Source organism: Streptomyces sp. NPDC001851, from assembly GCF_040297165.1.
Lineage (GTDB): Bacteria > Actinomycetota > Actinomycetes > Streptomycetales > Streptomycetaceae > Streptomyces.
This window is the reverse complement of record NZ_JBEOYR010000005.1, coordinates 1-24,167: the sequence shown is the minus strand read 5'-3', so window position 1 is coordinate 24,167 and position 24,167 is coordinate 1. Positions and strand designations below refer to the sequence as shown.

The window sequence follows — 24,167 nt, the reverse complement described above, 5'->3', positions numbered from 1 at the left end:
GCCGGCGATGGCGGCGTCTACTGAAGGCGACCGCCTCGCACGGGGGCCGTTCGCCCAGGAGAGCAGACGTGACCGTCACCGACCGCATCGCCCTCGATCCCTTCGGCTCGGACATCGTCGCGCAGAGCGCCCGGCTGCGCGCGCTCGGCCCCGTCGTACCGGTCGAACTGCCCGGCGGCATCCCCGCCTGGGCTCCCACCGGCTACGACTGCCTGAAGGAGCTGATCCTCGATCCCCGGGTCAGCAAGGACGCACGCCTGCACTGGCGGCTGTGGCCGGAGCTGGCCCGGCATCCGTCCTGGAGCTGGATGGCGACCTGGGCGGGTGTGGTCAACATGCTCTCCACCTACGGTGCCGACCACGCCCGGCTGCGCAAGCTGGTCGCACCGAGTTTCACACACCGCCGTACCGAGGCGATGCGACCGCGTGTGGCGGCCCTGACCGGCGAGCTGCTGGACGCGCTGGCGGCCGAGGCGGCCGACGGCCGGGTGGTCGACCTGCGGGCCGGGCTGGCGCATCCGCTGCCGATGCGCATGATCTGCGAACTGCTCGGCGTGCCGGACGAGTTGCGGCACGGCGCGGCACGGCTCATCGCCGACATCATGGACACCTCCGACCCGGGCCCCGAGTTCGCCGCGTCCGTGCAGGAGCGGATCGGCTCGGTGTTCGGCGCGCTGATCGCACACCGGCGGACGCATCCGGGCGACGACGTCACCACGGAGCTGATCCGGGTCCGCGACGAGGACGGCGACCGGCTCTCGGACGAGGAGTTGCTGCACACGCTGCTGCTCGTGGTCGGGGCGGGGTTCGAGACCACCGTCAACCTCATCGGCAACGCGGTGGTCGCGCTGCTGACCGACCCGTCGCAGCTGACGGCGGTGCGCTCCGGGGCGGTGGGCTGGGGCGCGGTGGTCGACGAGACCCTGCGGGTCCATCCGTCCGTCGCGGCGCTGCCGCTGCGGTTCGCCGTCGAGGATCTGAAGGTGGGGGGCGTGACGATCCCGGCCGGTGACGCGATCATCACGACCTACGCGTGCGCGGGCCTGGACCCCGCGCACTACGGCCCCGGGGCGGCCGTCTTCGACGCGGCCCGGGACGCCGAGGACCATCTGGCGTTCGGGATCGGTGTGCACCGCTGTATCGGCGCTCCGCTGGCCCGGCTGGAGGCGCTCACGGCGCTGCCCGCGCTGTTCGCCCGGTTCCCGGACCTGCGCCTGGCCGTGGACGCCGGCGAGCTGCGGCACGTGCCGTCGTTCATCGCGCACGGCTGGCAGGAGATCCCGGTCCTGCCAGGGCCCCGGCAGGCAACGTCTGCCCGCTGAGGAGCGGCGTCCGGCACGGCCTGATCCGACCTGATCCCGACGAAACCCCCTGGGGGCCTGAGCCGGAGCGCGGGGCCGCGACCGGTCCCCCGTGCCGGTCGTGCCCCGCTGCCTGCCGAAGCTACGCCCCGCTGCCGGGCACGGGACAGTGCACCGGTGCCCGGTGCGGCCCGCACGGCACTCACCGGTGCACAGACGAGTCCGGTTGGTCCTGGTTCGTCGCACCGAGGTCGGGCACGGGCAGTTCGCCGGTGACGAGCTGGGCGAGGACGACCTCGTACAGGTCGGTGCCGCCGGCCGTCAGCCGGCGCTCCAGGACGGGTTCGGCCGCGCGGACGCGGTCGCGCACGGTCTGGGCGTGTACGCCGAGTGCCTGGGCGGCGCGCTCGGCGTGTGTGTCGGCGGCGGTCCAGGCGCGCAGGGTGCCGCGCAGGTCGCGGCCGTCCGTGTCGAGGCGGCCGAGGAGCCCCTCGGCCCAGGAGCGGAGCGCGGTCGTGTCGAGCAGCGCGGTGAGCCGGGTCCGGGCCGGCGGACCGGGCGCGCCGCCGTGCGGGTCGCAGGGGCCGTGGGCGGCCTCGGAGCTAAGGGCGGCGTGCACGACGGCGCGGGCGGCCGGCCGGGAGAGGTCGGCGCCGAGCAGTGCGGCCACCCGGTCCATCCGGGCGCGGACCGTGTTGCGGCTGACGCCGAGCACCTTCGCCGCGTTCACGGCGGTGAACTCCAGGCCCAGCCGGGTGGTGGCGAGCAGTTCCGCGCGCACAGGGTGCGGCAGCGTGTCGAGCGGGCGCAGTACGGCGGCGGCCCAGGCCCGCAGGGCGGCGGGGTCCATGAGCTGGGCGGGGCGGGTGCGGGCGGCGTAGACCGCGGCCCGGTCGGGGCGGAAGCGGGCCACGGCGAGCGCGGTGACGGCCTGCCCGTAGGCGGTGGCGGTCAGCGCGAGGCGCATGCGGGGGCTGCCGCCGAGGTAGGTGCCGGGCCGGTCGGCGAGCAGGGACCGCAGCCGCTGCCCCACCTCGGGGGACGGGCCGACGACGATGACGTGTTCGTCCACCGCGGGGCAGCGCACGACGAGCGCCCGGCCGTCGGTGGCGTCCACGCACGCGTCGGCGAGCCGGTCGCGTCCGGCGGCGGTGCCTTCGAGGACGTACACGCGGGCGGTGTCCTCCTCCAGCAGGCCCGGCCACAGGCCGGCGGCGACCCGGCGGGCGGAGACGGTGTCCTCCACCATGAGCAGTTGCAGGATCGCCAGCCGCAGATCGGCCGTGACCCGCCGCAGCCGCCGCGCGGATTCGGTCAACTCCTCTTCCCTGAGCAGCAGTTCCAGCACGCCGGCGGTGTGGCCGAGGATCTCCGCGGTGCGCCGGTCGAAGGGCGCCGGGCGGGCCACGGCGAGGACGGCCCGGGCCGCGGGGCCGGGCCCCGGATGCGGTATCCCGACCAGGCGCACATGCCGTTCGCCGTCCTGCAGGGCCGCGGCGGAGACCCGGCCGGAGGTGACGTCGGCCGCGACGGCGTCGTCGAGCGGCAGGCGCTCCCCGGCGAGCAGGCCACCGCGGGCGTCCTGGAGACACACCGACGCGCCCGCGGTCCGGGCGAGCCAGGCGACGAGCCGGCGCGGGTCGCGCGCGGCGGGCCGCAGATGGCCGAGCAACTCCTGGGGCCAGGCGTCGTCGCCGCCGTACGGCTGCTGGGACGCCGGGCCGTCGTCCGGTCGGCCGGCCACGAGCCCCTCTCTCGTCTCCGCGTTCACCTGGGCCTACGCGCCGCACGCTACCCCACGTCACCCTCCCGGGCCGGACATGACTCCGCCGACGGCCCGGGGGGGGTGAGCCGTCGGCGGAGTCGTCGCGTCCTGAGCCGGGGGGAGGCCCGGGACGGCGTACGGGTCGCATGCCCGGGAAACGCGGGAATTACGCACGTCAGTACCCCGCCACCTGTCGAGCTCGCGGGTTGCACCGCGGGGCGCCTGGGTGCGTGGGTGCGTGCGGGGCACGCGGACGGCATAAGCTCGACGCGTGGCGAAGTACTTCGACGTGCATCCCGACAACCCGCAGCCGCGCAGCATCGCGCAGATCGCCGACGCGGTGCGCTCGGAAGCGCTCATCGCATACCCGACCGACTCCTGTTACGCGCTGGGCTGCCGGCTGGGCAGCCGGGACGGCATGGACCGGATCCGCTCCATCCGCCATCTGGACGACCGGCACCACTTCACCCTGATGTGCCGGGACTTCGCGCAGCTCGGCCAGTTCGTGCGGGTGGACAACGACGTGTTCCGGGCCGTGAAGGCGTCCACGCCCGGCAGCTACACCTTCATCCTGCCGGCCACCCGCGAGGTGCCGCGCAAGCTGCTGCACCCGAAGAAGAAGACGGTGGGTGTGCGCATTCCCGACCATGTGGTCACCCAGGCGCTGCTGGCCGAACTGGGCGAGCCGCTGCTGTCCAGCACGCTGCTGCTGCCGGACGAGGAGGAGCCGCTGACGCAGGGCTGGGAGATCAAGGACCGGCTCGACCACGCGGTGGACGCGGTGGTCGACTCCGGTGAATGCGGCACCGAGCCGACGACGGTCGTCGACTTCTCCGGCGGCGAGGCGGAGATCGTGCGGCGGGGCGCCGGGGACACCAGCCGCTTCGAGTGAGGGTGCGGCCCACCGGGTGCGGTGGTGCTGATCTTGCGTGACAGCATGGGCCGCAGTCCCGGCGCCGGGGGCAACAGCCGCCCGGCGCCCGTCCCTTCAAGGAGGCCTCCTCACCATGACCGATGTCCAGGGAACCGACCTCGACATCCAGACCGGGGACGGCGTCGCCGACGCCTACCTCGTCCACCCCGCGGACGGACGTCCCCGTCCGGGTGTGCTGTTCTACATGGACGCCTACGGCCTGCGCCCGCACCTGAGGTCGATGGCCGACCGGCTGGCCGCCGCCGGCTACACGGTGCTGGTGCCCAACGTGACCTACCGCCTCGGCCGGGCACCGGTCATCGAGCTGCCGGAGTTCATCGACCCGGGCGCCGACCCGACCATCTGGGAGCGGCTCGGCCCGATCGTGTTCTCGCTCACCCAGGACCTGGTCGAGCGGGACTCCGCCGCCTATCTGCGCTGGATGGCCGACAGCCCGCTGGTCGCCGACGGGCCGGTCGGGATCACCGGCTACTGCATGGGCGCCCGGCTCGCCCTGTGGACGGCGGCGGCGCATCCGGACCGTGTGGCGGCCGCGGCCGGGTTCCACGGAGCCGCGCTCGCCACCGACGATCCGACCAGCCCGCACCTGGGTGCCCCGCGCATCACCGCGGAGCTGTACCTCGGACACGCCGACAACGACCCCTCGCTGCCTCCGGAGCAGATCGAGCGCTTCGAGAAGGCCCTGACCGAGGCGGGGGTCCGGCACACCTGTGAGGTCTACGCGGGCGCCCGGCACGGCTACACGCAGGCGGACACGACCGCGTACGACCGCGAGGCCACCGAGCGGCACTGGGCGGCCCTGCTGGACCTGCTCGCGCGGACCTTCTGACGCCTGCTCACGGCGCCTGCCGGTCGGCAGGCGCCGCAAGCGGATCTGTTCATTGCATTGACATGAACGCGTACCAGTACCAGCCTGAGAGCGCTCTCACAACAGGTACGGACCAATATCCGTACGACCCCGACCCCCACACGGAGGCAAGAGAGTGCCACATCGACTCACCCGCCCCATGCTGCCCTTGGCCGCCACCACGGCCCTGGTCGGCGGAGTGCTCGCCCTGGGCACCCCGGACCACGCCGGTGCCGCCGTACCGGACACCGTCCCGCTGAAGATCACCAACAACTCGGGCCGCTCCGAACCTGTCTACGTCTACGACCTCGGCACCCAGCTGTCCTCCGGTCAGCAGGGCTGGGCCGACGCGAACGGCGGCTTCCACGCCTGGCCGGCGGGCGGCAATCCGCCGACGCCCGCCCCGGACGCGGCGATCGCCGGCCCGGCCCCCGGGCAGTCGAAGACCATCCGGATACCGAAGTTCTCCGGCCGGATCTACTTCTCCTACGGCCAGAAGCTCGACTTCCGGCTGGCCACCGGCGGCCTGGTGCAGCCCGCCGTGCAGAACCCCTCCGACCCCAACCGGAACATCCTGTTCAACTGGTCCGAGTACACCCTCAACGACTCCGGACTGTGGCTGAACAGCACCCAGGTGGACATGTTCTCCGCCCCGTACGCGGTCGGCGTACAGCGCTCCGACGGCGGTGTGAGCAGCACCGGGCACCTGAAGTCCGGCGGGTACAAGGGCTTCTTCGACGCGCTGCGGAGCCGGCCGGGCGGCTGGTCCGGGCTGGTCCAGACCCGCTCCGACGGCACGGTGCTGCGCGCCCTGTCGCCGCTGTACGGCGTGGAGACCGGGGCCCTTCCGGCGAGCGTGATGGACGACTACGTCAACCGGGTCTGGCAGAAGTACACGACGTCGACGCTGACCGTCACGCCGTTCGCCGACCAGCCGAACACCAAGTACTACGGCCGGGTCTCCGGCAACGTCATGAACTTCACCAACGCCTCGGGTGCGGTGGTCACCAGCTTCCAGAAGCCGGACGCGGACAGCGTCTTCGGGTGCCACAAGCTGCTCGACGCGCCGAACGACAACGTGCGCGGCCCCATCTCCCGTACGCTGTGCGCCGGTTTCAACCGCTCGACCCTGCTGGTCAACCCCGACCAGCCGGACACCTCGGCGGCCGGCTTCTACCAGGACGCGGTGACGAACCAGTACGCGCGTGCGGTCCATGCGCAGATGGCCGACGGCAAGGCCTACGCGTTCGCCTTCGACGACGTCGGCAACCAGGAGTCACTGGTCCACGACGGCAGTCCGCAGCAGGCGTATCTGACGCTGGATCCGCTCGGCTGACATGACACGTGCCACGGCCCCCGCACCAGCTCCGGTGCGGGGCCGTGACGGGTGACCCGGCCGGGCGTCAGGGCGGTGCCACGCGCACACCGGGTGCGAGCGCGGCCACGAGCAGCCGGGGGACCTCGCCGCAGACCGCCGGCGCGCCTGCCGGCGGTGGACGCCGGGCCCCGCCAACCGCCCCTGACCGGCGCGTTGTTACCGTGCACAGCGTGTCTGACTCCTCGCGCGATACCGCACAGGGCGCCGGCTGGGGCTCGGCCGAGCCCGGTGCCTACCAGCAGCTGATGCCGGACCACGTCGAGAAGCTGTCGTGGCTGAATCCCCGGACCCTGTGGGCCGCCCGCAACGGCGTGCTGGCGTCCTGGTTCGGTGATCCGACCGGCCGTACCCGCAGCCGCTGGGTGGCGCGCCGGGAGGCGGCCGGGGCGCCCGCCGACAAGGTGATCCGGCGGGAGGTCTCCGACCCGTTCTCGTTCATGGTCATCGGGGACACGGGCGAAGGCGACGACTCCCAGTACGCCGTCGTACCAGGGTTTCTGAAGGCTGGTCAGGGCACCGACTTCGCGGTGATCGCGAGCGATGTGATCTATCCGGTGGGCAGCGCCGACGACTACGGCAGCAAGTTCTTCCGCCCCTACCAGGACTATCCGGCGCCCATCTTCGCGATACCGGGCAACCACGACTGGTACGAGGACCTCGGCGCCTTCATGCGCGTCTTCTGCGCCGACACCCCGCCGCTCGACCCCGAGCCCCGGCCCCGCCCGCTCACCCGCGCCTGGTGGCGCACCCTGCTGTGGCACCGGCCCCGCCCGGCCGACGAGCAACGGCTGGCCGCCGCACGGGCCTTGCGGGCGGACCCCGGCCAACAGGCCGCGCAGCCGGGGCCGTACTGGGCCATCGACGCGGGCCCGGTACGGATCGTCGGCATCGACACCGGTCTGCTGGGCACGATCGACGCAGAACAGGGCGCCTGGCTGCGCGAGGTGTCGAAGGGGCCGCGGCCGAAGATCCTCATCACCGGGTCGCCGCTGTACGTCGACGGCGAACACCACCCGTGCGCGATCGAGGCCGGCGGGACGGTGGACGACATCGTCCGGGACCCGGAGCACCACTACGTGGCCGCGATCGGCGGCGACATCCACAACTACCAGCGCTACCCGGTCGACGTGGACGGCCGCACCATCCAGTACGTGGTCGCGGGCGGCGGCGGGGCGTTCATGCACGCCACGCACACCATCCCGCGCATCTCGGTCGCGGGCGTCACCGAGCGGGACTTCCGCTGCTATCCGCTGCGCGGCGACTCGCTGGCCTTCTACAGCCGCCTGTACGGCCGTCGGCTCCGGGCGCGCCGCTTCTTCACCCTGACCGAGGCGGAGGCGACCGCGGTCGTCGCCGAACGCCTCGGCATCGAGCCGGGCCGCAAGGCCGACCCCGACGCCCGGATCACCCGGCGCACCCGTCTGGTCGCGAGCCTGCTCGGCACCGGTGGCCGCCCGGACCGTACGTCCCGGTTCCGGCTGCCCGTGCGCAAGGTCTACACCCAGTTGTTCTCGCCCGGTTCGGCCACCTACAGCCCGCCGTTCTTCAAGTGCTTCCTGCGGCTGGACGTCACCGCGGAAGCGGTCCGGCTGCGCTGCTTCGCCGCGACCGGCAACCGGGCCCAGGAAGTCGATCCGCCGGTCGAGGACGAGATCGTCATTCCACTGAAGTGATCACACGGTTGTCACACTCGCCTGCGAGAATCGTCCGCAGAGGGAAGCGACGTACGACCGCTGGAGGAGCCCGTGCCGTCCACCGCCCGCCCGCTGCGCAAGCTTGGTTTCCTCACGATCGGCCTGTTCGACCCGGCCGATCCGGCCCGGGGCCACGCCTCCACGCTGGAGCTCATCGAGTGGGGCGAGCGGCTCGGCTTCGACAGCGCCTGGCTGCGTCACCGCCATCTGCAGTACGGCATCTCCTCCCCGGTCGCCGTCCTCGCCGCCGCCTCCCAGCGGACCCGCCGGATCGAGCTGGGCACCGCGGTGACCCCGCTCGGCTGGGAGAACCCGCTGCGGCTCGCCGAGGACCTGGCCACGGTGGACATCCTGTCCGGGGGCCGGCTGAACCCGGGCGTCAGCGTGGGCCCGCCGATGCACTTCGAGCAGGTCAAGGGCGCCCTGTACCCGGACACGGCCGAAGCAGAGGACTTCGGCTACGAGCGGCTTCGGCGGCTGCTGGACCTGGTGCGCGGCAAGCCCGCCAGCGACTTCAGCGGCGTCGAGGGGTTCGAAGTGTTCTCCGACGTGGTCCAGCCGCACTCCCCGGGGCTGGGGCGGCGGCTGTGGTACGGCGGCGGCAGCATCGGCTCGGCGCGCTGGGCGGGCGAGCACGGCATGAACTTCCTGACCAGCAGCGTGGTCAAGGCGGAACGGCCGGAGGGGCCCTGGGACTTCGCCGAGATCCAGCTGTCCCTCATCCGGGAGTTCCGCGCCCATCACCCCGACGGCGAGGCGGCCCGGGTCTCGCACGGCCTGGTCGTGATCCCCACCGACTCCGCGAGCCCGGAGCAGCGCGCCAAGTACGAGGCGTACGCGGCGAAGCGGCTGCCGCGTACGGCCTCCCCCCAGGGGCCGGCCCGGCTGCTGTTCGCCCCGGACCTGGTCGGCGCCTCCGAGGAGATCGCCGAGCGGCTGCACGCCCACGCCGCGTTCCGGGAGGTGGACGAGGTCGCGTTCGCGCTGCCGTTCACCTTCGAGCACGAGGACTACGTACAGATCCTGACGGACATGGCGACGAAGCTGGGCCCCGCGCTGGGATGGCGGCCGGCGGCCTGACCTCCGGCTGCCCGCCGTGGAGCGCGGTCACGGGAGGTCCTCGGTACCGAGCTCGCCGGAGCACCTCCGGGAGAACGTCGCCGCCGCGAGCCTGGTGCTGCCCGAGGAGGCGGTCGCCGAGCTGAACGGCATCGCGAGGCTGAACGGCCCGGTCCCGGGGTACCCGGGGCCCGTGAGGCGGACGTAGGGAAGGAGCCGCAGGTGGCAGCGGAGGACCGGCTGCGGACGTACCGCGGCAAACGCGACTTCGAGCGGACCCGCGAGCCCTCGGGCAAGGAGCCCGGGGCCGGGAGCGACGAGCCCCGGTTCGTCGTGCAGATCCACGACGCGCGGCGGATGCACTTCGACTTCCGCCTCCAGGTCGATGACGTCCTGAAGTCCTGGTCCGTCCCGAAGGGCCCGTCCACCGACCCCGCCGACAAGCGGCTGGCGGTGCCGACCGAGGACCATCCGCTGGAGTACGAGGACTTCGAGGGCGTGATCCCGAAGGGCGAGTACGGGGGCGGCACGGTGATCGTGTGGGACCGCGGCACCTACGAGCCGCTCAGCCACGACCGCCGCGGGCGCCCGCTGGGGTTCGCGGAGTCCCTGGAACAGGGCCACGCCACCTTCCGGCTGCACGGGACCAAGCTGCACGGCGAGTACGCGCTGACCCGGTTCCGCGGCGGTGAGGGCGAGGAGGAGGCCTGGCTGCTGGTGCGCACGGGGCCGGCCCGCTCGGACGGGCACGGCACACCGGATCCGCGCCGGGCCCGCTCGGTGCGCACCGGCCGCACGCTCGCACAGGTGGCGGCCGACGGGGAGGAGTGAGCCGCGCCGCCGAGGGGCGTTGGGGGTCCGCCGCCGACGCGGCGTGGGGGCGGGTCAGCCCTTGTGGGCGCGCAGGGCGGTGAGGGCCCGGTCGGCGTGGGTGTTCATGCGCAGTTCGCTGCGGACGATCTCCAGCACCGTGCGGTCCTGGGCGATCACGAAGGTGACGCGCTTGGTGGGGGCGAGGGAGAAGCCGCGCCGGACGCCGAACCGCTCACGGACCGTGCCGTCGGTGTCGGAGAGCAGGGGCATGCCGAGTCCGTGCCGGCCGGCGAACTCCTGCTGCTTGTCGACGCCGTCGCCGCTGATGCCGACGGGCCGGGCGCCGACGGCGGCGAACTCGGCGGCGAGGTCGCGGAAGTGGCAGGCCTCGGCGGTGCAGCTGGGGGTGAGGGCGGCCGGGTAGAAGAAGAGTACGACCGGGCCGTCGGCCAGCAACTCGGTGAGCCGGCGGGTGGTGCCGGTCTCGTCGGGCAGGGCGAAGTCCTCGACCCTGTCCCCGACCTCGATGCGTTCCGTCATGACCGTCCCTTCTCGTCGCGGGCGACTCCTCGCGCCCACAGCACCAGCGGAACCTGCAGGGGCAGCCGTGCGAGGGCGGCCGTCCGCAGCGGCGCGGGCCGGTGCCGCCAGTCCGCGGCCATCTGCACGTTCGCCGGGAACACCCCGACGAAGAAGGCCGCGGCCACCCGCGCGGCGACCGGGCGCGTCCGGGGTGCGGCGATCCCGGCGGCGAGCGCCAGTTCCACGACACCGCTGCCGTACGTCCATGCCCTGGGTGAGCCGGGCAGCCATCGCGGAATGGTGGCGTCGAAGGGGCGCGGGGTGGCGAAGTGGGCGACCCCGGCAGCGGCCAGCAGGCCGGCGAGCAGCAGGGGCGAGCGTTCGGACCGGGTCACGGTTCCTCCTGTGGTGGCCTGCCGCCGGATATTACTGGACGGTAGGCGCGAGTGGCCCGGCGCCGCCCGCAGCCTCGGCCGTCAGAGCGCGTGACCCCCTCGCTCCGGCCTCGCGGACCCGGTCCGCGGCCTCTCGGCCCGTGTCGGCCGGCCGGCTCCGCGGCCCGGCGGTCGGCGGGGGCCGTGACGCGCGTGACGGATCCGGCCCACCGCGGCTGCCGCACGGTCCGCGTGACGCGGGAGGCCGCCACGCCCAGGCACGGCGCCGGCTCCCCCGGCCGCCGCGGTTCGCAGTCGGCGATCTGCGGCAGCACGGTCACCGCGGCCCGGTCCGGCGGTACGCCGGCCAGGGCCATCGGGCGTCCGCGCTGCCGGGCCCGGGTGCCGGGCACCCGTCCCGGGGGACGTCCCGCCGTCCCCGGGGACGGCGGGACGGCATGGCCGTGGTCCGGCACGGAAACGCTGGCTGTCGTGATCACTCCTCGTGGTCACGAGAACGACAGCCGGAGGTTTCCATGATCCGACGGACCCTCAAGAGCGGGCTGCTGGCCACGGCAGCGTTGCTCGCGTTCCTGCCCACGGCGGCCGGGGCCGCCGCGGCGAGCGCCACCCCCCAGCACCCGGTGCCCAGCGCCGCCACCCGGTACGACATCCACCACCGCGCGCACCACCGCGTCCACCTCCACAAGCACCCGGCGCACCGCGTCCACCGCCCCACGCCCCGGGAAGCGGCGTTCGGCTCCGTCCCGCTGACGGCGGCCTACCGTTTCGCGCCGCTCACGGCGCCGTACCGCCTGCAGTACCGTCTCGTGGTGCGGTGGGTGCCCTACCGTCACCCGCAGACCGTGACCGGCCGCGTCACCACCCGGCACGCCCGGCTCAACGTGCGCTCCGGACCGGGCACCGGCTACCGGGTGACCGGCCACCGGCACACGGGGCGGCACCTGGCGCTCGTCTGCAGGACGCACGGCTCCTCGGTGTACGGGAACCGCACCTGGTACCGGCTCTCGCACCACCGGGGCTATGTCTCGGCGCGCTACGTCCGCGCCGACCGCGCCCTCCCTTGGTGCTGACGGCGCCTCACCGTCGCACCACAAGCCACCGAAGGCCCGTTCGACGACCCCCGAACGGGCCTTCGGTACGTCCGCACTTGACCTTCCCCCTACCTCACGGGGTGTTGCGGCCGACGCACTCCCGGGAAGTCATTCCGACAACAGGGGCCAAAACGCCCATAGAGGAAAGGGAGTCGAGGACGCACGATGCGGCACCCCCAAGCAGCGACCACGCCGGACGAGCCACTGGTGGCGGGACTGCGCGAACTGAAGGACCGTACGGGGCTGAGCCTGGCGGCGCTGGCCGCCCGCACTCCGTACAGCAAGTCCGCGTGGCACCGCTATCTGTCCGGCGGCGCGCCGCCGCCCAGATCCGCCGTGGAGGCGCTCTGCCGCCTCGCCGGCACCGATCCCGGCCCCGTGCTGGCCCTCTGGGAGGCCGCGGACGTCCCCCCGCCCGCGGTCGCGCCCGAACACCCCGCACGCGGGCGGCGGTGGGCGCGGATCCCGTCCTGGCGTACGCGCTGGCTGCCGCTGTCCGCCCTCGCGCTCCTCGGGGCGGCGACGGCGCTGACCGCCGTCGTCACCCTGTCCGGACGCCCGGACAGCGCGCCCACCGCGCAGCACCTGCCGGCGGTACCGCGCTGTCACGGCCGGTCCTGCCAGGGTGTGCTGCCCGACGCGTCGGCGTGCGCCCGGGACGCGCGGACCACGAGCACGGTCACCGGCCCCTCCTACACCGTCCTGCTGCGCTACTCACCGGCCTGCGGCACCGCCTGGTCCCAGGTGCGGCTGCGGTCGGCCAAGGCCCGCGAGGTGTCGGTGCGGGCGGGCCAGGACGTGCTGTCGGCCCGCTACCCGGCGGGCGACCAGGCCGGGAACAGCAGCCCCATGCTCTCGGTGTCCTCGCCGCGGGGCGTGGAGGCGTGCGCCGAGGTGGACGGGGAGCTGGCGTGCACGGGCCTGGACGCGGAGCCGGAGCCGGACGCGCAGGAGTGAAGGGCACGCCTCGCCCACGGCGCTGCCCTCGGAGGCGGTGCCCACCCCGGCCACCGTGGCTCGCGGCGAGCAGCTGCCCGCTGGGCCACGAGCCGAAGACGGCACCGAACCGGCCCCGGCCGGGCGCCTCAGGCCGTCCGGTACAGCTCGCTGAGCAGTTCGAGGACCGCGTGCAGGGCGGGATGCGGGTCGTCGCGCCACCAGGCGAGCCGTACGGCGACGGGTTCCGCGTCGCGCACCGGCCGGTACACGACTCCGGGCCGCGGGTACTGGTTCGCGGTCGACTCGGCGGTGACGCCGATGCCGCGTCCGGCGGCGATGACGGTCAGCCAGTCGTCGACGTCGTGCGTCTCCTCGACCGCGGGACGGGCGTCCGGCGGCCACAACTCAGGGGTGGTGGTGCCGGTACGCCGGTCGACGAGGAGGATCCGCCCGGTGAGGTCGGCCAGCCGTACGGACCGGCGCCGGGCCAGTGGATCGTCGGCGGCCATGGCGCACAGCCGCCGCTCCAGGCCCACGATGGCCGTGTCGAACCGCCGGTCCGCCAGCGGCCGGCGCACCACCGCGAGGTCACAGGAGCCCTCGCCGAGGCCGGCGGACGCCGTGTTGACCCGGACGAGATGCAGATCGACGCCGGGATGGGCGGCGGTCCAGCGCCGCTGGAAGGCGACGGTGTGGCGGCCGACCGCCGACCACGCGTAGCCGATCCGCAGCCGGGTGTGCCCCGAGGCGGCCTCCTGGACCAGGCCGGCGACGTCCGCCAGCACCCGGCGGGCCTGAGCCACCACCCGCAGCCCGGTCGCGGTCGCGGTCACCTCGCGCGAGGTGCGCCGCAACAGCCGTACCCTCAGCGCACGTTCGAGGGAGGCGAGGGTGCGGGAGACGGCGGCCTGGGAGACACCCAGGGCGATCGCGGCGTCCGTGAAGGTGCCCTCGTCCACGATGGCCACGAGGCAGCGCAGCTGCCGCAGCTCGATCTCGTCCATACGCTCAGCGTATAGATCGCCAAGTCCATGCATTGTGCGCAAGAGTGCGGGCGGCGCACCATCCGGCCATGCGACGCGCTCTCGAACGCCCGGCCGGCGCCCTGCCCGTGGCCACCACCGCTCCCCTGCCGAAGGCCCGGCGGCTCGCCGGTGTGGCCGCCATGGCCGGCAGCGGACTGTCCAACCAGACCGGCGCCGCGGTCGGCGCGCTGGCCTTCCCGGTCCTCGGTCCCCTCGGTGTGGTGGCGGTACGTCAGTACGTCGCCGCGCTCGCCCTGCTCGCCGTGGGCCGGCCCCGGCTGCGGGGCTTCACCTGGCGGCAGTGGTGGCCGGTCCTGCTGCTGGCCGGGGTGTTCGGCATGATGAACCTCAGTCTGTACAGCGCCGTCGACCGGATCGGCCTGGGCCTCGCGGTGACCCTGGAGTTCCTCGGGCCGCTCGCCATCGCGCTGGCCGCGTCGAGGCGCCGGCTGGACGCGGGCTGCGCGGTGCTCGCCGCGGCCGGAGTCGTGGTCCTGATGCGGCCCCGTCCCTCCGCCGACTACACGGGCATGGCCCTCGGCCTGGTCGCCGCGTGCTGCTGGGCGTCGTACATCCTGCTCAACCGCCTCGTCGGTCAGCGCATACCCGGGGCCCAGGGTGCGGCGGCCGCCGCGACGGTCTCCGCGCTGGCCTTCCTGCCCGCCGGCATCGTCGTCGCGCTGCGCCATCCGCCGACGGCCGGTGCGGTGCTGTGCGCGGTGACGGCCGGCGTCCTGTCCTCCGCCGTGCCGTATCTGGCCGACCTCATGACACTGCGTCATGTTCCCGCGCAGACGTTCGGCCTGTTCATGAGCGTCAACCCGGTCCTGGCCGCCGTGGTCGGCTGGGCGGTGCTCGGCCAGAAGCTGGGCGGCGCGGAGTGGGCGGGCATCGGGGCCGTGGTGCTGGCCAACGCGGCAAGCCTCGCGACGACACCGGCCTGACCGGCCCCGGGCGGCCCTTGAGCGGAGGCCACCCCCGACCGGACTGCCGCGACGAGGGCCTGCGCGCGGCGCTCGACCGATGAGGCCGCGACGGCACTTCCGGCCACGGCAACCCCACCATCGATCGCATGCCGGTCATCTCCCGTCGCTCCGTCAGCAGGCGCGTCGGCGACGTCTCATGAAGTCGGCCCGGCCGCGTCGCGCGTGATGCCGTCGGCCGCCCGGGGCCCGTTCAGGGGAACCGGCGGCCGAAGGCGCGTGACGCCGCCGGGAGCGGTCGAGACCTTCAGCCGTGACCGTCGTACCCCTGCCGCTCATCGCACCGATGCTCGCCACCCCCGGCACCCTGCCGCCCGCGGCCCAGGACCAGCGGTGGGCGTACGAGACCAAGCAGGACGGCCAGCGGGTGATGGTCTATCTGCCCGGCGACGGCAGCGTGCTGCTGCGCGCCCGCTCCGGCGAGGACATCACCGCGGCCTATCCCGAACTGCGCCCGCTGGGCGCCGCGCTGGGCCCGGCACCCGCCGTGCTGGACGGCGAGGTGCTGGCCCTGGACGACCGGGGACGGGCCGACTTCCAGCTGCTGCAGAGCCGGATGGGTCTGGCGCACGCCCCCGCGCGGGCGGCCCGCCGGGCCGCCCGGGTGCCGGTGCACCTGGTGCTGTTCGACGTGCCGTACCTGGGGGAATCCCTGGTGCGGCTGCCGTATGCACGACGGCGGGCGCGGCTGGAGCAGCTCGGGCTGGCCGGGCCGTACTGGTCGGTGCCGGGCGCGGTGACCGGGCATGGCGCCGAGGCGCTCGCGGCGACCAGGGAGCACGGTCTGGAGGGCCTGGTGTGCAAGCGGCTGGACTCGGTGTACGAGCCCGGGGTGCGCTCACGCGCCTGGATCAAGATCCGGAACATGCGCGCCGAGGACGTGATCGTCGGCGGCTGGCTGCCCGGCAAGGGGCGGCTCACCGGGCTGCCCGGCGCGGTACTGGTCGGGCAGCGCGCCGCGGGCGGCCGGCTGCGGTACGTCGGCGGGGTGGGTACCGGCTGGAGCGAGGCGGAGCGGACGGAACTGGCCCGGCTGCTGGCGGACGCGGCGAGCGGGCGGTGCCCGTTCGACCCGGTCCCGCGGATCCCGGACGCCCGCTGGGTGCTGCCCCGGCTGGTGGGCGAGGTCAGCTACAGCACCCGTACCCGCTCCGGACTGCTGCGCCAGCCCTCGTGGCTGCGGCTGCGCCCCGATCTGACGCCGGAGGAGTCGGCGGCGGACCTGCCCGAGGGCCTCGGCTGAGGATCGGGCGGTCGAGTCCGGCTCGGGGTGAGGGGTCTATCGTGTGCGCATGCCGGTTCCCGAACTGATCCGTATCGTCTCCCGCGACTCCCCCATGGCCCTGGCCCAAGTGGAGCGGGTCCGGGCCGAGTTGGCCGTCCTGCATCCGGGTGTGCGCACCGAGGTGGTGCCGGTGAGGACCACCGGCGACAAGTGGCTCGGCGATCTGTCCAAGGTCGAGGGCAAGGGGGCGTTCACCAAGGAGGTGGACGCTGCGCTGCTGGCCGGGAAGGCCGATCTCGCGGTGCACTGCGTCAAGGACGTGCCCGCCGACCGGCCGCTGCCCGCCGGGACGGCGTTCGCCGCGTTCCTCAAGCGCGACGACATCCGGGACGCGCTGATCCATCCGGGCGGGCTCACCCTGGACGAGCTGCCGGCCGGCACCCGGATCGGCACCTCCTCGGTGCGCCGGGTGGCCCAGCTGGCCGCCACGCACCCGCACCTTCAGTGCGTGCCGTTCCGCGGCAACGACAACCGCCGGCTGGAGAAGCTCGCCGCCGGGGACGCGGACGCGCTGCTGCTGGCGGTGGCCGGCCTGGAGCGGATCGGCCACACGGATGTGATCAGCGAGGTGCTGTCGACCGAGACGATGATGCCGCCGATCGGCGCGGGCATCCTCGCCCTGCAGTGCCGCGAGGACGACACCGACCTGATCGACGCGGTCAGCGGGCTCGGCGACCCGGACACCCACCGGGAGGCGACGGCCGAGCGGATGTTCCTGCATGTGCTGCAGGGCCACTGCAACAGCCCCATCGCCGGCTACGCGCGCGTGGACCGCGGCGGGGAACTGTCCCTGCGGGCCTGTGTGTTCACCCCGGACGGCAAGACCCGGCTGAACGCCCACGAGTGGGCGGGCCGGCTCGATCCGGCCACGCTCGGCACATCGGTCGCGGTGGCGCTGCTGCGGCAGGGCGCCCGGGAGATCATCGACGGGATCCCGCACTGACCGTACGGCGGGGGCCCGGCCGCCCGTGTCAGGCGGTGCCGGGCTCCGTCTGGTCCCTCAGGAAGGCGCTGACCTGGTGGGCCAGGCTGCCCTGTCCGGCGGCCGTGGGCGCGGCCGCCGGGGTCGCCTCCAGGACGCCGATGCCGCCGGTCCACAGCCGGCGGTCGGCCCACTCGTCGTCCACCCGGAGCTGCACCTGTACGTCCACGTGGGCGAGGTTGGCCTCGGGGGCGGCGGCGTAGAGCACGGCGGTGGCGCGGCGCAGCGGGTAGACGTCGAAGCCCTCGATGAACTGGGAGCTGCGCCAGTCGATGAAGGCGCCCTCGCCGTCGGCGCCGACCCGGACGTCGAGCTGGCCGTCTTCCAGGTGGATGCCCAGGGGCCGTGCGCCGCGGTTCTCGACCGTCACCCGGACGCTGAAGTACGTCAGCCCGGCAGCGGCGTCGTCGCGTCCGCGCGGCGGCTCGGCCGCCTCCAGGCGGTGGACGCGGACCCGCAGACCGGCATGCTCGTCGTATTCGTGCCAGTCCCCGACCACGTTCGGCTCGTACACAGTGCCCCTCTCGACCTTCGAGAGCTGCTGTCTATCTGCGCGCCGAGTGCACTGTCAAATGAGCAGAATGCGCTGTGGCCAGGGGGTTCGCCCGCTTTGATCGGTGATCAAGCGCTGCCCAGGAAGAATCCGTTCGCGGCGCCTCCGGCGGGGGTACGCACGCGTGCCGCACATCACGTCCACGGCAAGATCACTGAGCCGACGGACCGAGCCGCCCAGCGCGCCGAGCGACGCGGTCCAGGACCCGGGCGCGTCCGGGTGCTGCTTTCAGCCGAGCCGCATCCCGTTTGTACCTATTTGTTTGATGATGTCCCTGAGCGGGAAAACGAACGTCAGTGCTTCGGACAGGAGGCACGTCCGTGGGAGCCGGCATCGCCGGACGCCCCGGTGTCCTCTCCATGGTCCGAGCGCACCTCCCGCGGTGTCTGTCCATCCAGCACCTGAGAGAGGTGCGCACGATGCGTGTCACCGGCACCACGTCCCCCCACCCTCACGACGACGCCCCCGACACGGCGGAGTCCTTCGAACGGCTCGCACAGCTGCCCGAGGGCCCCCAACAGCGGGCGCTGCGTGATGAGCTGGTCCGTCTGTGGCTGCCCATGGCCGAGCGGATCGCCGTGCGGTTCCGCGGCCGTGGGGAGTCTCTTGAGGACCTGTACCAGGTGGCTGCGCTCGGCCTGGTGAAGGCCGTCGACCACTACGACCCGGAGCGCGGTCGCGCCTTCGAGGCGTACGCGGTGCCCACCATCACCGGCGAGATCAAGCGCCACTTCCGCGACCACATGTGGACGCTGCACGTGCCCCGCCGGGTACAGGACCTGCGCAACCGGGTCCGCACCGCCACGAAGGAACTCTCCCAGACCACCTCCGGCCGCCCGCCCTCGGTGGCGGAGATCGCCGCCCACACGCGGCTCAGCGAGGACGAGGTGCGCACCGGCATGGAGGCACTGGAGTGCTTCTCCGCGCTGTCACTGGACGCCGAGGTGGCCGGCACCGACGGCTACGCCCTCGGGGACTCGCTCGGCGCCCCCGACCCCGGATACGACCTCGTGGTCGACCGGGCCGCCGTCAAGCCGTGTCTTGAGGCACTGCCGGAACGCGAGCGCACCATCCTCTACCTGCGCTTCTTCCGCGGGATGACCCAGAGCCGGATCGCCGAGCAGCTCGGCATCTCGCAGATGCACGTCTCGCGGCTGCTCAGCGCCTGCTTCGACCGGATGCGCGAGGAACTGCTCGCCGAGGTCCGCTGAGCCGGCGCCGGACCGCCCCCGGGCCCGGGGGCCGCCGTGACCCCTGCCGGGGCTCACTCCTCCGCGGATCCCGGCACCTGCGTGGGCCCGTACCGGTCCAGGGCGTCCTCCAGCGCGGCGCGGACCTCGGGCGGGATGTCGCCGCGACGGCCCCAGAGGAGGATCAGCTCCGCGATGTAGCGCAGCTTGATGTTGGTGTGCTGGGAGACCTCCTTCAGGATCTCCCAGCCCTCGTCCGGGGTCACCCGGCCCAGGGCCACCATCATCCCGATGGCCTGGTCGACGACGGCGTGGGATGCGACGGCCTCCTTCAACTGGTCGACCTGCGCCTGCAGCTCCGCGATCTGTTCCGGCTCGCTCGCTCCCATGCCCCCATCGTCCTCGGTGGCCTGGACGGATGCCACCGGGGGTACTCGACAGGCACGCCACCCCCTTCCGGTTGGACACTGGTCCCAGACCGGTGGCCGCCCGGCCCCGAGAGCAGGACGCGACTGCCATGAACCAGAACGCCCCCGTCAGCGGCGGACCACGGAGGCGCGACGTCGTCTCCACGCACTCCGTCTTCGGTGCCCCCTGCTGGGTGAGCCTGACCAGCCGTGACCTCGGGGCCACCCAGGACTTCTACTCCGCCGTCCTCGGCTGGCGCTGGCGCGGCGCCAAGCTCGGCGAGCACTTCCGGATCGCGCTCGCGGACGGGGTGCCGGTGGCGGGGATCGCCGCGGTGGCCGCCATGTGGCAGATGGCGGTGGCCTGGACTCCGTACTTCGCCGTGCCGGACGCCGACATCGCGGTGGCCCGGGCCCGTGAGCGCGGCGGTACGGCGGCGGTCGGACCGCTGTCCTTCCCGCCGGGCCGGGCCGCGCTGCTCGCCGACCGCGACGGCGCCACCTTCGGTATCTGGCAGGGGGAACTGGTCGGCAACTGGGAGGCGTGGCGGCGGGCGGCACCGACCTTCGTGCGACTGCACACCCGGGACGCCTTCGACTCCGCCATCTTCTACGGCGAGGTCCTCGACTGGGCGTCCGGGAAGCCGGGCTGCTGCGAGGTGGAGTACGAGGGCGGCGAGGTGGTGCTGCGCAGCCAGGGGGACATCGTGGCCCGGATCGACTCGGGCGCTGTGGAGTCGGCCCCCGATCCCTCCGTGCGGCCGCACTGGCAGATCCACTTCGCCGTCGCGGACGTGGCGGGGTGTGCCCGGGCGGCGGAGAAGCACGGCGGCAGTGTGCTGAGCGAAGACGAGGACGAGGCGATCCTGCGCGATGCCGACGGGGCCCAGTTCACGGTGACGTCCCGCCGGACACGCTGACGGCCTCCGCCTTGCGCTTGCGCTGCACCGCACCGGACGCCGCGGCCTGATCCGGCCTGATCCGGACGGAACCCGCTAGCTCGCCGCGCGCGACGGTCTCGACAAGAGGATCAGACTGCGGGCCTCCACCCGAAGCCTCGTGCCCGCCTTCCGTTCGCGTTCGTCGGGGATGCCGTCGGGGTCGGCGGTGTCGACCAGGGTCGTCCAGCGCTCCCCGAAGGAGTTGTCGGGCAGCCGGAAGTCGACCGGCTCCCAGTAGCCGTTGATCAGCAGCAGGAAGGAGTCGTCGACCACGCGGCGCCCGTAGGGGTCGCGCTCGGCGATGGCGTCGCCGTTGAGGAACACGCCCATGGAGTGCGCGTCGTCGCGCTGCCAGTCCCGCTCGGTCATCTCGCGGGCGTCGGGCCTGAGCCACATCAGGTCGGGCAGCGGCTGCTCGGCGTTGGTCACGGTCTCGCCGCGGAAGAAGCGGCTGCGGCGCAGGACGGGGTGTGCGGCGCGCAGGGCGATCAGGTGCCGGGTGAAGTCGGTGAGGGCCCGCTGGTCCTTTGTCAGCTCCCAGTCCACCCAGGAGATTTCGTTGTCCTGGCAGTAGGCGTTGTTGTTGCCCTTCTGGGTGCGGCCGAGTTCGTCGCCGTGGCAGAGCATCGGGATCCCCTGGGAGAGCAGCAGCGTGGCGAGCAGGTTGCGCTGCTGGCGGGCGCGCAGTTCGAGGACGGCGGGATCGCGGGTGTCGCCCTCCACGCCGCAGTTCCATGACCGGTTGTGGCTCTCGCCGTCCCGGTTGTCCTCTCCGTTGGCCGCGTTGTGCTTGTCGTTGTACGACACGAGGTCACGCAGCGTGAAACCGTCGTGCGCGGTGACGAAGTTGACGCTCGCGCGCGGCCGGCGCCTGCTGTGCTGGTACAGGTCCGAGGAGCCGGTCAGCCGGGACGCGAACTCGCCCAGCGAGCCGGGCTCGCCCCGCCAGAAGTCCCGTACGGCGTCCCGGTACCTGCCGTTCCACTCCGACCACAGCGGCGGGAAGTTGCCCACCTGGTAGCCGCCCTCGCCCACGTCCCAGGGTTCGGCGATGAGTTTGACGCGGCTGATCACCGGGTCCTGCTGGATCAGGTCGAAGAAGGCCGAGAGCCGGTCCACCTCGTGGAACTGCCGGGCCAGCGTGGCCGCGAGGTCGAAGCGGAAGCCGTCGACGTGCATCTCGGTGACCCAGTACCGCAGCGAGTCCATGATCAGCTGCAGCACGTAGGGGTGCCGCATCAGCAGGCTGTTGCCGGTGCCGGTGGTGTCGTAGTAGTGCGCCCAGTCGCCGTCGACCAGCCGGTAGTAGGAGGCGTTGTCGATGCCCCGGAAGGACAGCGTGGGGCCCCGCTCGTTGCCCTCGGCGGTGTGGTTGTAGACCACGTCGAGGATGACTTCGAGGCCGGCCGCGTGCAGCGCCTTCACCATGGCCTTGAACTCGTTGACCTGCTGGCCGCGGGTGCCGCAGGCGGCGTAGGCGTTGTGCGGGGCGAAGAAGCCGATGGTGTTGTAGCCCCAGTAGTTGGACAGGCCCCGGTCCTGGAGCACACCGTCCTGGACGAACTGGTGCACCGGCATCAGCTCCACCGCGGTCACGCCGAGCGAGGTCAGGTGCTCGGTCACGGCGGGGTGCGCGAGGCCGGCGTAGGTGCCGCGCAGCCGCTCGGGCACCTCGGGGTGGGTGCGGGTCAGGCCGCGTACGTGCGCCTCGTAGATCACCGAGTCCGAGTACGGCGTCCGGGGCGGGCGGTCGTCGCCCCAGTCGAAGTACGGGTCGGTGACCACGCCCAGCATGGAGTGCCCGGCGCTGTCGGCCGGGGCCGGGCCGTCCGGGGCCCGCTCGTACAGCGAGGGGTGGTTGTCGATCTGGCCGTCGACGGCCCGGGCGTACGGGTCCAGCAGCAGCTTCGCCGGATTGCACCGGTGGCCGAGGGAGGGCTGCCAGGGTCCGTGCACCCGGTAGCCGTAGCGCTGGCCGGGCGCGATGCCGGGCAGATAGGCGTGCCAGACGAAGCCGTCGACCTCGTGCAGACGTACGGGCCTCTCCTTGCCCGCGTCGTCGACGAGGATCAGCTCGACCCGCTCGGCCACCTCGCTGAACAGGGCGAAGTTGGTGCCCTGTCCGTCGAACGCGGCACCCAACGGATAGGGCTGCCCGCTCCACACGGGCAGCCCTTTCCTCGTCCTGCGGGGGGTCACCGGCTGCCCTCCAGGACTTCGTCACCGGCGGGCGCCCGCGCGGCCAGCACGACGACGGGCTCGCTGCGCGGCACTGGGCGGCCCGTCCGCAGCGTGGGCGCGGGGGCGGTCGGCACCAGCGGGACACGCTGGCCGGCACGGGCGCGCTGCGAGAACCAGATGATCTTGGTGCCGTTGGCGGAGGCGCAGCAGCCCCACCCGTCGCTCATGGCGGCGATGTCGGCGAGACAGGCCCGCAGGTCCTGATCGGGGCGCAGATCCGGGTCGTCGTCCCCGAAGGCGGTGATGAGGTGCTGGCCGTTCCACCACATCTCGATCGACGTGTGTTTGTCGTTGGCGTGCTGGTCGATAGCGCGCAGCAGCAGTTCGGCGCCGCGGCAGACGGGGACCGTGAGGTTGTCGAGGTCCCAGTAGCGGAGGTGGGCCGCCAGGATGCGGCTGACCTGTCCCACCCGTTCCGGGCTGACTTCCACGTCGATGTGGTAGTAGCAGGGCACTGCGGTCTTCATCGTCGCTTGCTCCTCACCGGCGAAGCTCTCGCTCCCCTCGCCCGTCCGGGAGGGATCCCGGATGCCCGTCCGGGTGCGATCCGGACACACAGCGTGAGCGCTCATCGCTTCTGAGTCACCTCTACGGTGACGGCACTACGCCATTCGTGCAACATGAGCACCCGACACCGTCCGTGGTTGAAGGTCCAACAAGACGCTGCGTCGTCGTACGTGCACCATAAGTGAAAGCCTCGATCGCCGTAACGGTGCCGTGCCCTCCTGCGTGCGGACACCACCCGACCGTCGGGAACGCGCCCAGTCGAGAGCGTGGAGGGTGAAGAGGGCAATGCTGCTACCCGCCAAGGCCGAAGTGGCCCGGGCGTTGCGGCGTTACCGGGCGTGGGAGCGCGTGATGCTCGCCTCGCCCCACGACCGCACGGTCCGGGCCACCTTCGAGGACTCGGGCTACACGCTGTGCGTGCTGATGGGCAAACGCTGCGCCCGCGAGGCCGCGGACGCCGCCGAGCGCTATCTGCGCACGAACCTGGTCACCTACCTGCGCGAGCAGGACGGGCGACCGCGGCCGCGCCGGTCGGCCAGAAGAGCGCCGCCACCGGAGCGGCGTTCCACGGCGCCAAGCCCCTGACCTGGCACCGTACAAGGCGTTCCCCACGGGACCGACGTCGGTCGGCCCCGTCTCGGATCGCGAAGCCGGGCCAGGTGCCCGGCTTCGCGCACGGCGGAGGTGAGATACATGCGCAGGACCCCGGCCATCGGCCGTGTACCGGTACGTGACGTACGGCCGGCCGTGGAGTGCGGCAGGCGCCCGGCGAAAGCGGTGGCCGGGGAGACGTTCCAGGTGACGGCCACCGTGTTCCGCGAAGGGCACGATGCCGTGGGCGCGAATGTGGTCCTGCGCGATCCGAAGGGCCGCCGTGGCCCGTGGACGCCGATGCACGAGCTGTCCCCCGGCAGTGACCGCTGGGGCGCGGAGATCACCCCGGACGCGACGGGCCGCTGGACCTTCCGGGTGGAGGCCTGGAGCCATCCGCTCGCGACCTGGCGGCACACCGCCTCGGTGAAGGTGCCGGCCGGGATCGACATCGGGCTGGTGCTGGAGGAGGGCGCCGAGTTGTACGAGCGGGCGGCCGCCGGAGTGCCGAAGGGCCCGGAGCGCAACGTCGTCCTCGCCGCCGCACAGGCCCTCGGTGACGACTGCCTGTCCGTGCACGAGCGCCTGAAGGCGGCGCTGGCCCCGGAGGTGGACGCGCTGCTGAACCGCCATCCGTTGCGGGAGCTGGTCACCGCCTCCGATCCGATGCCGCTGCTGGTGGAGCGTGAACGCGCCCTGTACGGCTCCTGGTACGAGTTCT

Annotated in this window: 24 protein-coding genes; 16 read left to right on the top strand and 8 right to left on the bottom strand. The window is 73.2% G+C overall.

Features of this window, described 5'->3' with window-relative positions; all coding sequences use genetic code 11:
- Positions 1 to 68 precede the first annotated feature (68 nt).
- Positions 69 to 1,322 (top strand): cytochrome P450 family protein, encoded by a 1,254-nt coding sequence (locus ABT171_RS08410; protein WP_351241172.1) that lies wholly within the window; start codon positions 69 to 71, stop codon positions 1,320 to 1,322.
- A gap of 181 nt (positions 1,323 to 1,503) precedes the next feature.
- Here the strand turns inward: ABT171_RS08410 and ABT171_RS08405 are convergent, their stop codons facing one another.
- The gene (locus ABT171_RS08405) at positions 1,504 to 3,045 is read right to left on the bottom strand and encodes a helix-turn-helix domain-containing protein (protein ID WP_351241170.1); all 1,542 of its coding nucleotides are present in this window, start codon (positions 3,043 to 3,045) and stop codon (positions 1,504 to 1,506) included.
- Positions 3,046 to 3,337: 292 nt separating this feature from the next.
- Between ABT171_RS08405 and ABT171_RS08400 the strand changes: the two genes are divergently transcribed.
- The 6 genes from ABT171_RS08400 (at position 3,338) to ABT171_RS08375 (ending at position 9,809) form a co-directional block, all read left to right on the top strand.
- Positions 3,338 to 3,958, top strand: a complete 621-nt coding sequence (locus tag ABT171_RS08400) for an L-threonylcarbamoyladenylate synthase (protein WP_351241168.1) — start codon at positions 3,338 to 3,340, stop codon at positions 3,956 to 3,958.
- 115 nt (positions 3,959 to 4,073) lie between these two features.
- Positions 4,074 to 4,829, top strand: a complete 756-nt coding sequence (locus ABT171_RS08395; RefSeq protein ID WP_351241166.1) for a dienelactone hydrolase family protein — start codon at positions 4,074 to 4,076, stop codon at positions 4,827 to 4,829.
- A gap of 178 nt (positions 4,830 to 5,007) precedes the next feature.
- On the top strand, positions 5,008 to 6,183 hold the full coding sequence (locus ABT171_RS08390; protein WP_351241750.1) for a glycoside hydrolase family 64 protein: 1,176 nt from the start codon (positions 5,008 to 5,010) through the stop codon (positions 6,181 to 6,183).
- A gap of 212 nt (positions 6,184 to 6,395) precedes the next feature.
- A complete protein-coding gene (locus ABT171_RS08385) occupies positions 6,396 to 7,898 on the top strand; it encodes a metallophosphoesterase family protein (protein WP_351241164.1) in 1,503 nt (500 codons plus the stop codon).
- Between the two features lie 72 nt (positions 7,899 to 7,970).
- Positions 7,971 to 8,999, top strand: coding sequence for an LLM class flavin-dependent oxidoreductase (locus tag ABT171_RS08380; RefSeq protein ID WP_351241162.1), 1,029 nt, complete (start codon positions 7,971 to 7,973; stop codon positions 8,997 to 8,999).
- 201 nt (positions 9,000 to 9,200) lie between these two features.
- Positions 9,201 to 9,809, top strand: a complete 609-nt coding sequence (locus ABT171_RS08375) for a DNA polymerase ligase N-terminal domain-containing protein (protein ID WP_351241160.1) — start codon at positions 9,201 to 9,203, stop codon at positions 9,807 to 9,809.
- A 54-nt stretch (positions 9,810 to 9,863) separates the two neighbouring features.
- On the opposite strand, the gene ABT171_RS08370 is transcribed toward ABT171_RS08375, so the two are convergent.
- A complete protein-coding gene (locus tag ABT171_RS08370) occupies positions 9,864 to 10,331 on the bottom strand; it encodes a peroxiredoxin (RefSeq protein ID WP_351241158.1) in 468 nt (155 codons plus the stop codon).
- Complete coding sequence (locus ABT171_RS08365; RefSeq protein WP_351241156.1) at positions 10,328 to 10,708, bottom strand: DoxX family protein; 381 nt, start codon at positions 10,706 to 10,708, stop codon at positions 10,328 to 10,330. The genes ABT171_RS08370 and ABT171_RS08365 overlap by 4 nt, the downstream gene beginning before the upstream one ends.
- A 515-nt stretch (positions 10,709 to 11,223) precedes the next feature.
- On the opposite strand from ABT171_RS08365, the gene ABT171_RS08360 reads away from it, so the two are divergent.
- Positions 11,224 to 11,781: a hypothetical protein gene (locus tag ABT171_RS08360; protein WP_351241154.1), complete on the top strand. Its 558-nt coding sequence runs from the start codon at positions 11,224 to 11,226 to the stop codon at positions 11,779 to 11,781.
- 186 nt (positions 11,782 to 11,967) lie between these two features.
- A complete protein-coding gene (locus ABT171_RS08355) occupies positions 11,968 to 12,759 on the top strand; it encodes an XRE family transcriptional regulator (RefSeq protein WP_351241152.1) in 792 nt (263 codons plus the stop codon).
- A gap of 128 nt (positions 12,760 to 12,887) precedes the next feature.
- Here ABT171_RS08355 and ABT171_RS08350 read toward each other — a convergent pair whose 3' ends face one another.
- Positions 12,888 to 13,745, bottom strand: coding sequence for a LysR substrate-binding domain-containing protein (locus tag ABT171_RS08350; RefSeq protein ID WP_351241150.1), 858 nt, complete (start codon positions 13,743 to 13,745; stop codon positions 12,888 to 12,890).
- A 68-nt stretch (positions 13,746 to 13,813) separates the two neighbouring features.
- Between ABT171_RS08350 and ABT171_RS08345 the strand changes: the two genes are divergently transcribed.
- The 3 genes from ABT171_RS08345 to hemC all read left to right on the top strand — a co-directional run bounded on the left by ABT171_RS08345 (position 13,814) and on the right by hemC (position 16,977).
- Positions 13,814 to 14,710 (top strand): EamA family transporter, encoded by an 897-nt coding sequence (locus ABT171_RS08345; RefSeq protein WP_351241148.1) that lies wholly within the window; start codon positions 13,814 to 13,816, stop codon positions 14,708 to 14,710.
- 325 nt (positions 14,711 to 15,035) lie between these two features.
- Complete coding sequence (locus ABT171_RS08340; RefSeq protein WP_351241748.1) at positions 15,036 to 15,992, top strand: ATP-dependent DNA ligase; 957 nt, start codon at positions 15,036 to 15,038, stop codon at positions 15,990 to 15,992.
- Between the two features lie 43 nt (positions 15,993 to 16,035).
- On the top strand, positions 16,036 to 16,977 hold the full coding sequence (hemC, locus tag ABT171_RS08335) for a hydroxymethylbilane synthase (RefSeq protein WP_351241146.1): 942 nt from the start codon (positions 16,036 to 16,038) through the stop codon (positions 16,975 to 16,977).
- Between the two features lie 28 nt (positions 16,978 to 17,005).
- On the opposite strand, the gene ABT171_RS08330 is transcribed toward hemC, so the two are convergent.
- Positions 17,006 to 17,530, bottom strand: a complete 525-nt coding sequence (locus tag ABT171_RS08330) for a hypothetical protein (protein WP_351241144.1) — start codon at positions 17,528 to 17,530, stop codon at positions 17,006 to 17,008.
- Positions 17,531 to 17,988: 458 nt separating this feature from the next.
- Between ABT171_RS08330 and ABT171_RS08325 the strand changes: the two genes are divergently transcribed.
- Complete coding sequence (locus ABT171_RS08325) at positions 17,989 to 18,780, top strand: RNA polymerase sigma factor SigF (RefSeq protein ID WP_351241746.1); 792 nt, start codon at positions 17,989 to 17,991, stop codon at positions 18,778 to 18,780.
- 53 nt (positions 18,781 to 18,833) lie between these two features.
- Here the strand turns inward: ABT171_RS08325 and ABT171_RS08320 are convergent, their stop codons facing one another.
- Positions 18,834 to 19,148: an ANTAR domain-containing protein gene (locus ABT171_RS08320; RefSeq protein ID WP_351241142.1), complete on the bottom strand. Its 315-nt coding sequence runs from the start codon at positions 19,146 to 19,148 to the stop codon at positions 18,834 to 18,836.
- Between the two features lie 128 nt (positions 19,149 to 19,276).
- Between ABT171_RS08320 and ABT171_RS08315 the strand changes: the two genes are divergently transcribed.
- Positions 19,277 to 20,086, top strand: a complete 810-nt coding sequence (locus tag ABT171_RS08315) for a VOC family protein (RefSeq protein WP_351241140.1) — start codon at positions 19,277 to 19,279, stop codon at positions 20,084 to 20,086.
- 75 nt (positions 20,087 to 20,161) lie between these two features.
- On the opposite strand, the gene glgX is transcribed toward ABT171_RS08315, so the two are convergent.
- The gene (gene glgX / locus ABT171_RS08310; protein WP_351241138.1) at positions 20,162 to 22,306 is read right to left on the bottom strand and encodes a glycogen debranching protein GlgX; all 2,145 of its coding nucleotides are present in this window, start codon (positions 22,304 to 22,306) and stop codon (positions 20,162 to 20,164) included.
- Complete coding sequence (locus tag ABT171_RS08305) at positions 22,303 to 22,815, bottom strand: pep a2 (protein WP_351241136.1); 513 nt, start codon at positions 22,813 to 22,815, stop codon at positions 22,303 to 22,305. The genes glgX and ABT171_RS08305 overlap by 4 nt, the downstream gene beginning before the upstream one ends.
- Positions 22,816 to 23,140: 325 nt before the next feature.
- Here ABT171_RS08305 and ABT171_RS08300 point away from each other — a divergent pair, with 325 nt between their 5' ends.
- Entirely contained in the window at positions 23,141 to 23,440 is a 300-nt protein-coding gene (locus ABT171_RS08300; RefSeq protein ID WP_228622012.1) for a DUF5133 domain-containing protein, read from the top strand.
- A 108-nt stretch (positions 23,441 to 23,548) separates the two neighbouring features.
- Positions 23,549 to 24,167 (top strand): maltotransferase domain-containing protein (locus ABT171_RS08295; protein ID WP_351241134.1); only part of this gene is annotated, 619 nt, incomplete at its 3' end.

Excerpts from the sequence above, each read along its gene's own strand:
- ABT171_RS08350 (WP_351241150.1), bottom strand. The coding sequence starts at position 13,745 with ATGGACGAGATCGAGCTGCGGCAGCTGCGCTGCCTCGTGGCCATCGTG.
- ABT171_RS08325 (WP_351241746.1), top strand. The coding sequence starts at position 17,989 with ATGCGTGTCACCGGCACCACGTCCCCCCACCCTCACGACGACGCCCCC.
- ABT171_RS08355 (WP_351241152.1), top strand. The coding sequence starts at position 11,968 with ATGCGGCACCCCCAAGCAGCGACCACGCCGGACGAGCCACTGGTGGCG.
- ABT171_RS08345 (WP_351241148.1), top strand. The coding sequence starts at position 13,814 with ATGCGACGCGCTCTCGAACGCCCGGCCGGCGCCCTGCCCGTGGCCACC.
- ABT171_RS08300 (WP_228622012.1), top strand. The coding sequence starts at position 23,141 with ATGCTGCTACCCGCCAAGGCCGAAGTGGCCCGGGCGTTGCGGCGTTAC.
- ABT171_RS08340 (WP_351241748.1), top strand. The coding sequence starts at position 15,036 with ATGCTCGCCACCCCCGGCACCCTGCCGCCCGCGGCCCAGGACCAGCGG.
- ABT171_RS08305 (WP_351241136.1), bottom strand. The coding sequence starts at position 22,815 with ATGAAGACCGCAGTGCCCTGCTACTACCACATCGACGTGGAAGTCAGC.
- ABT171_RS08390 (WP_351241750.1), top strand. The coding sequence starts at position 5,008 with ATGCTGCCCTTGGCCGCCACCACGGCCCTGGTCGGCGGAGTGCTCGCC.
- ABT171_RS08315 (WP_351241140.1), top strand. The coding sequence starts at position 19,277 with ATGAACCAGAACGCCCCCGTCAGCGGCGGACCACGGAGGCGCGACGTC.
- ABT171_RS08320 (WP_351241142.1), bottom strand. The coding sequence starts at position 19,148 with ATGGGAGCGAGCGAGCCGGAACAGATCGCGGAGCTGCAGGCGCAGGTC.
- ABT171_RS08360 (WP_351241154.1), top strand. The coding sequence starts at position 11,224 with ATGATCCGACGGACCCTCAAGAGCGGGCTGCTGGCCACGGCAGCGTTG.
- ABT171_RS08395 (WP_351241166.1), top strand. The coding sequence starts at position 4,074 with ATGACCGATGTCCAGGGAACCGACCTCGACATCCAGACCGGGGACGGC.
- ABT171_RS08370 (WP_351241158.1), bottom strand. The coding sequence starts at position 10,331 with ATGACGGAACGCATCGAGGTCGGGGACAGGGTCGAGGACTTCGCCCTG.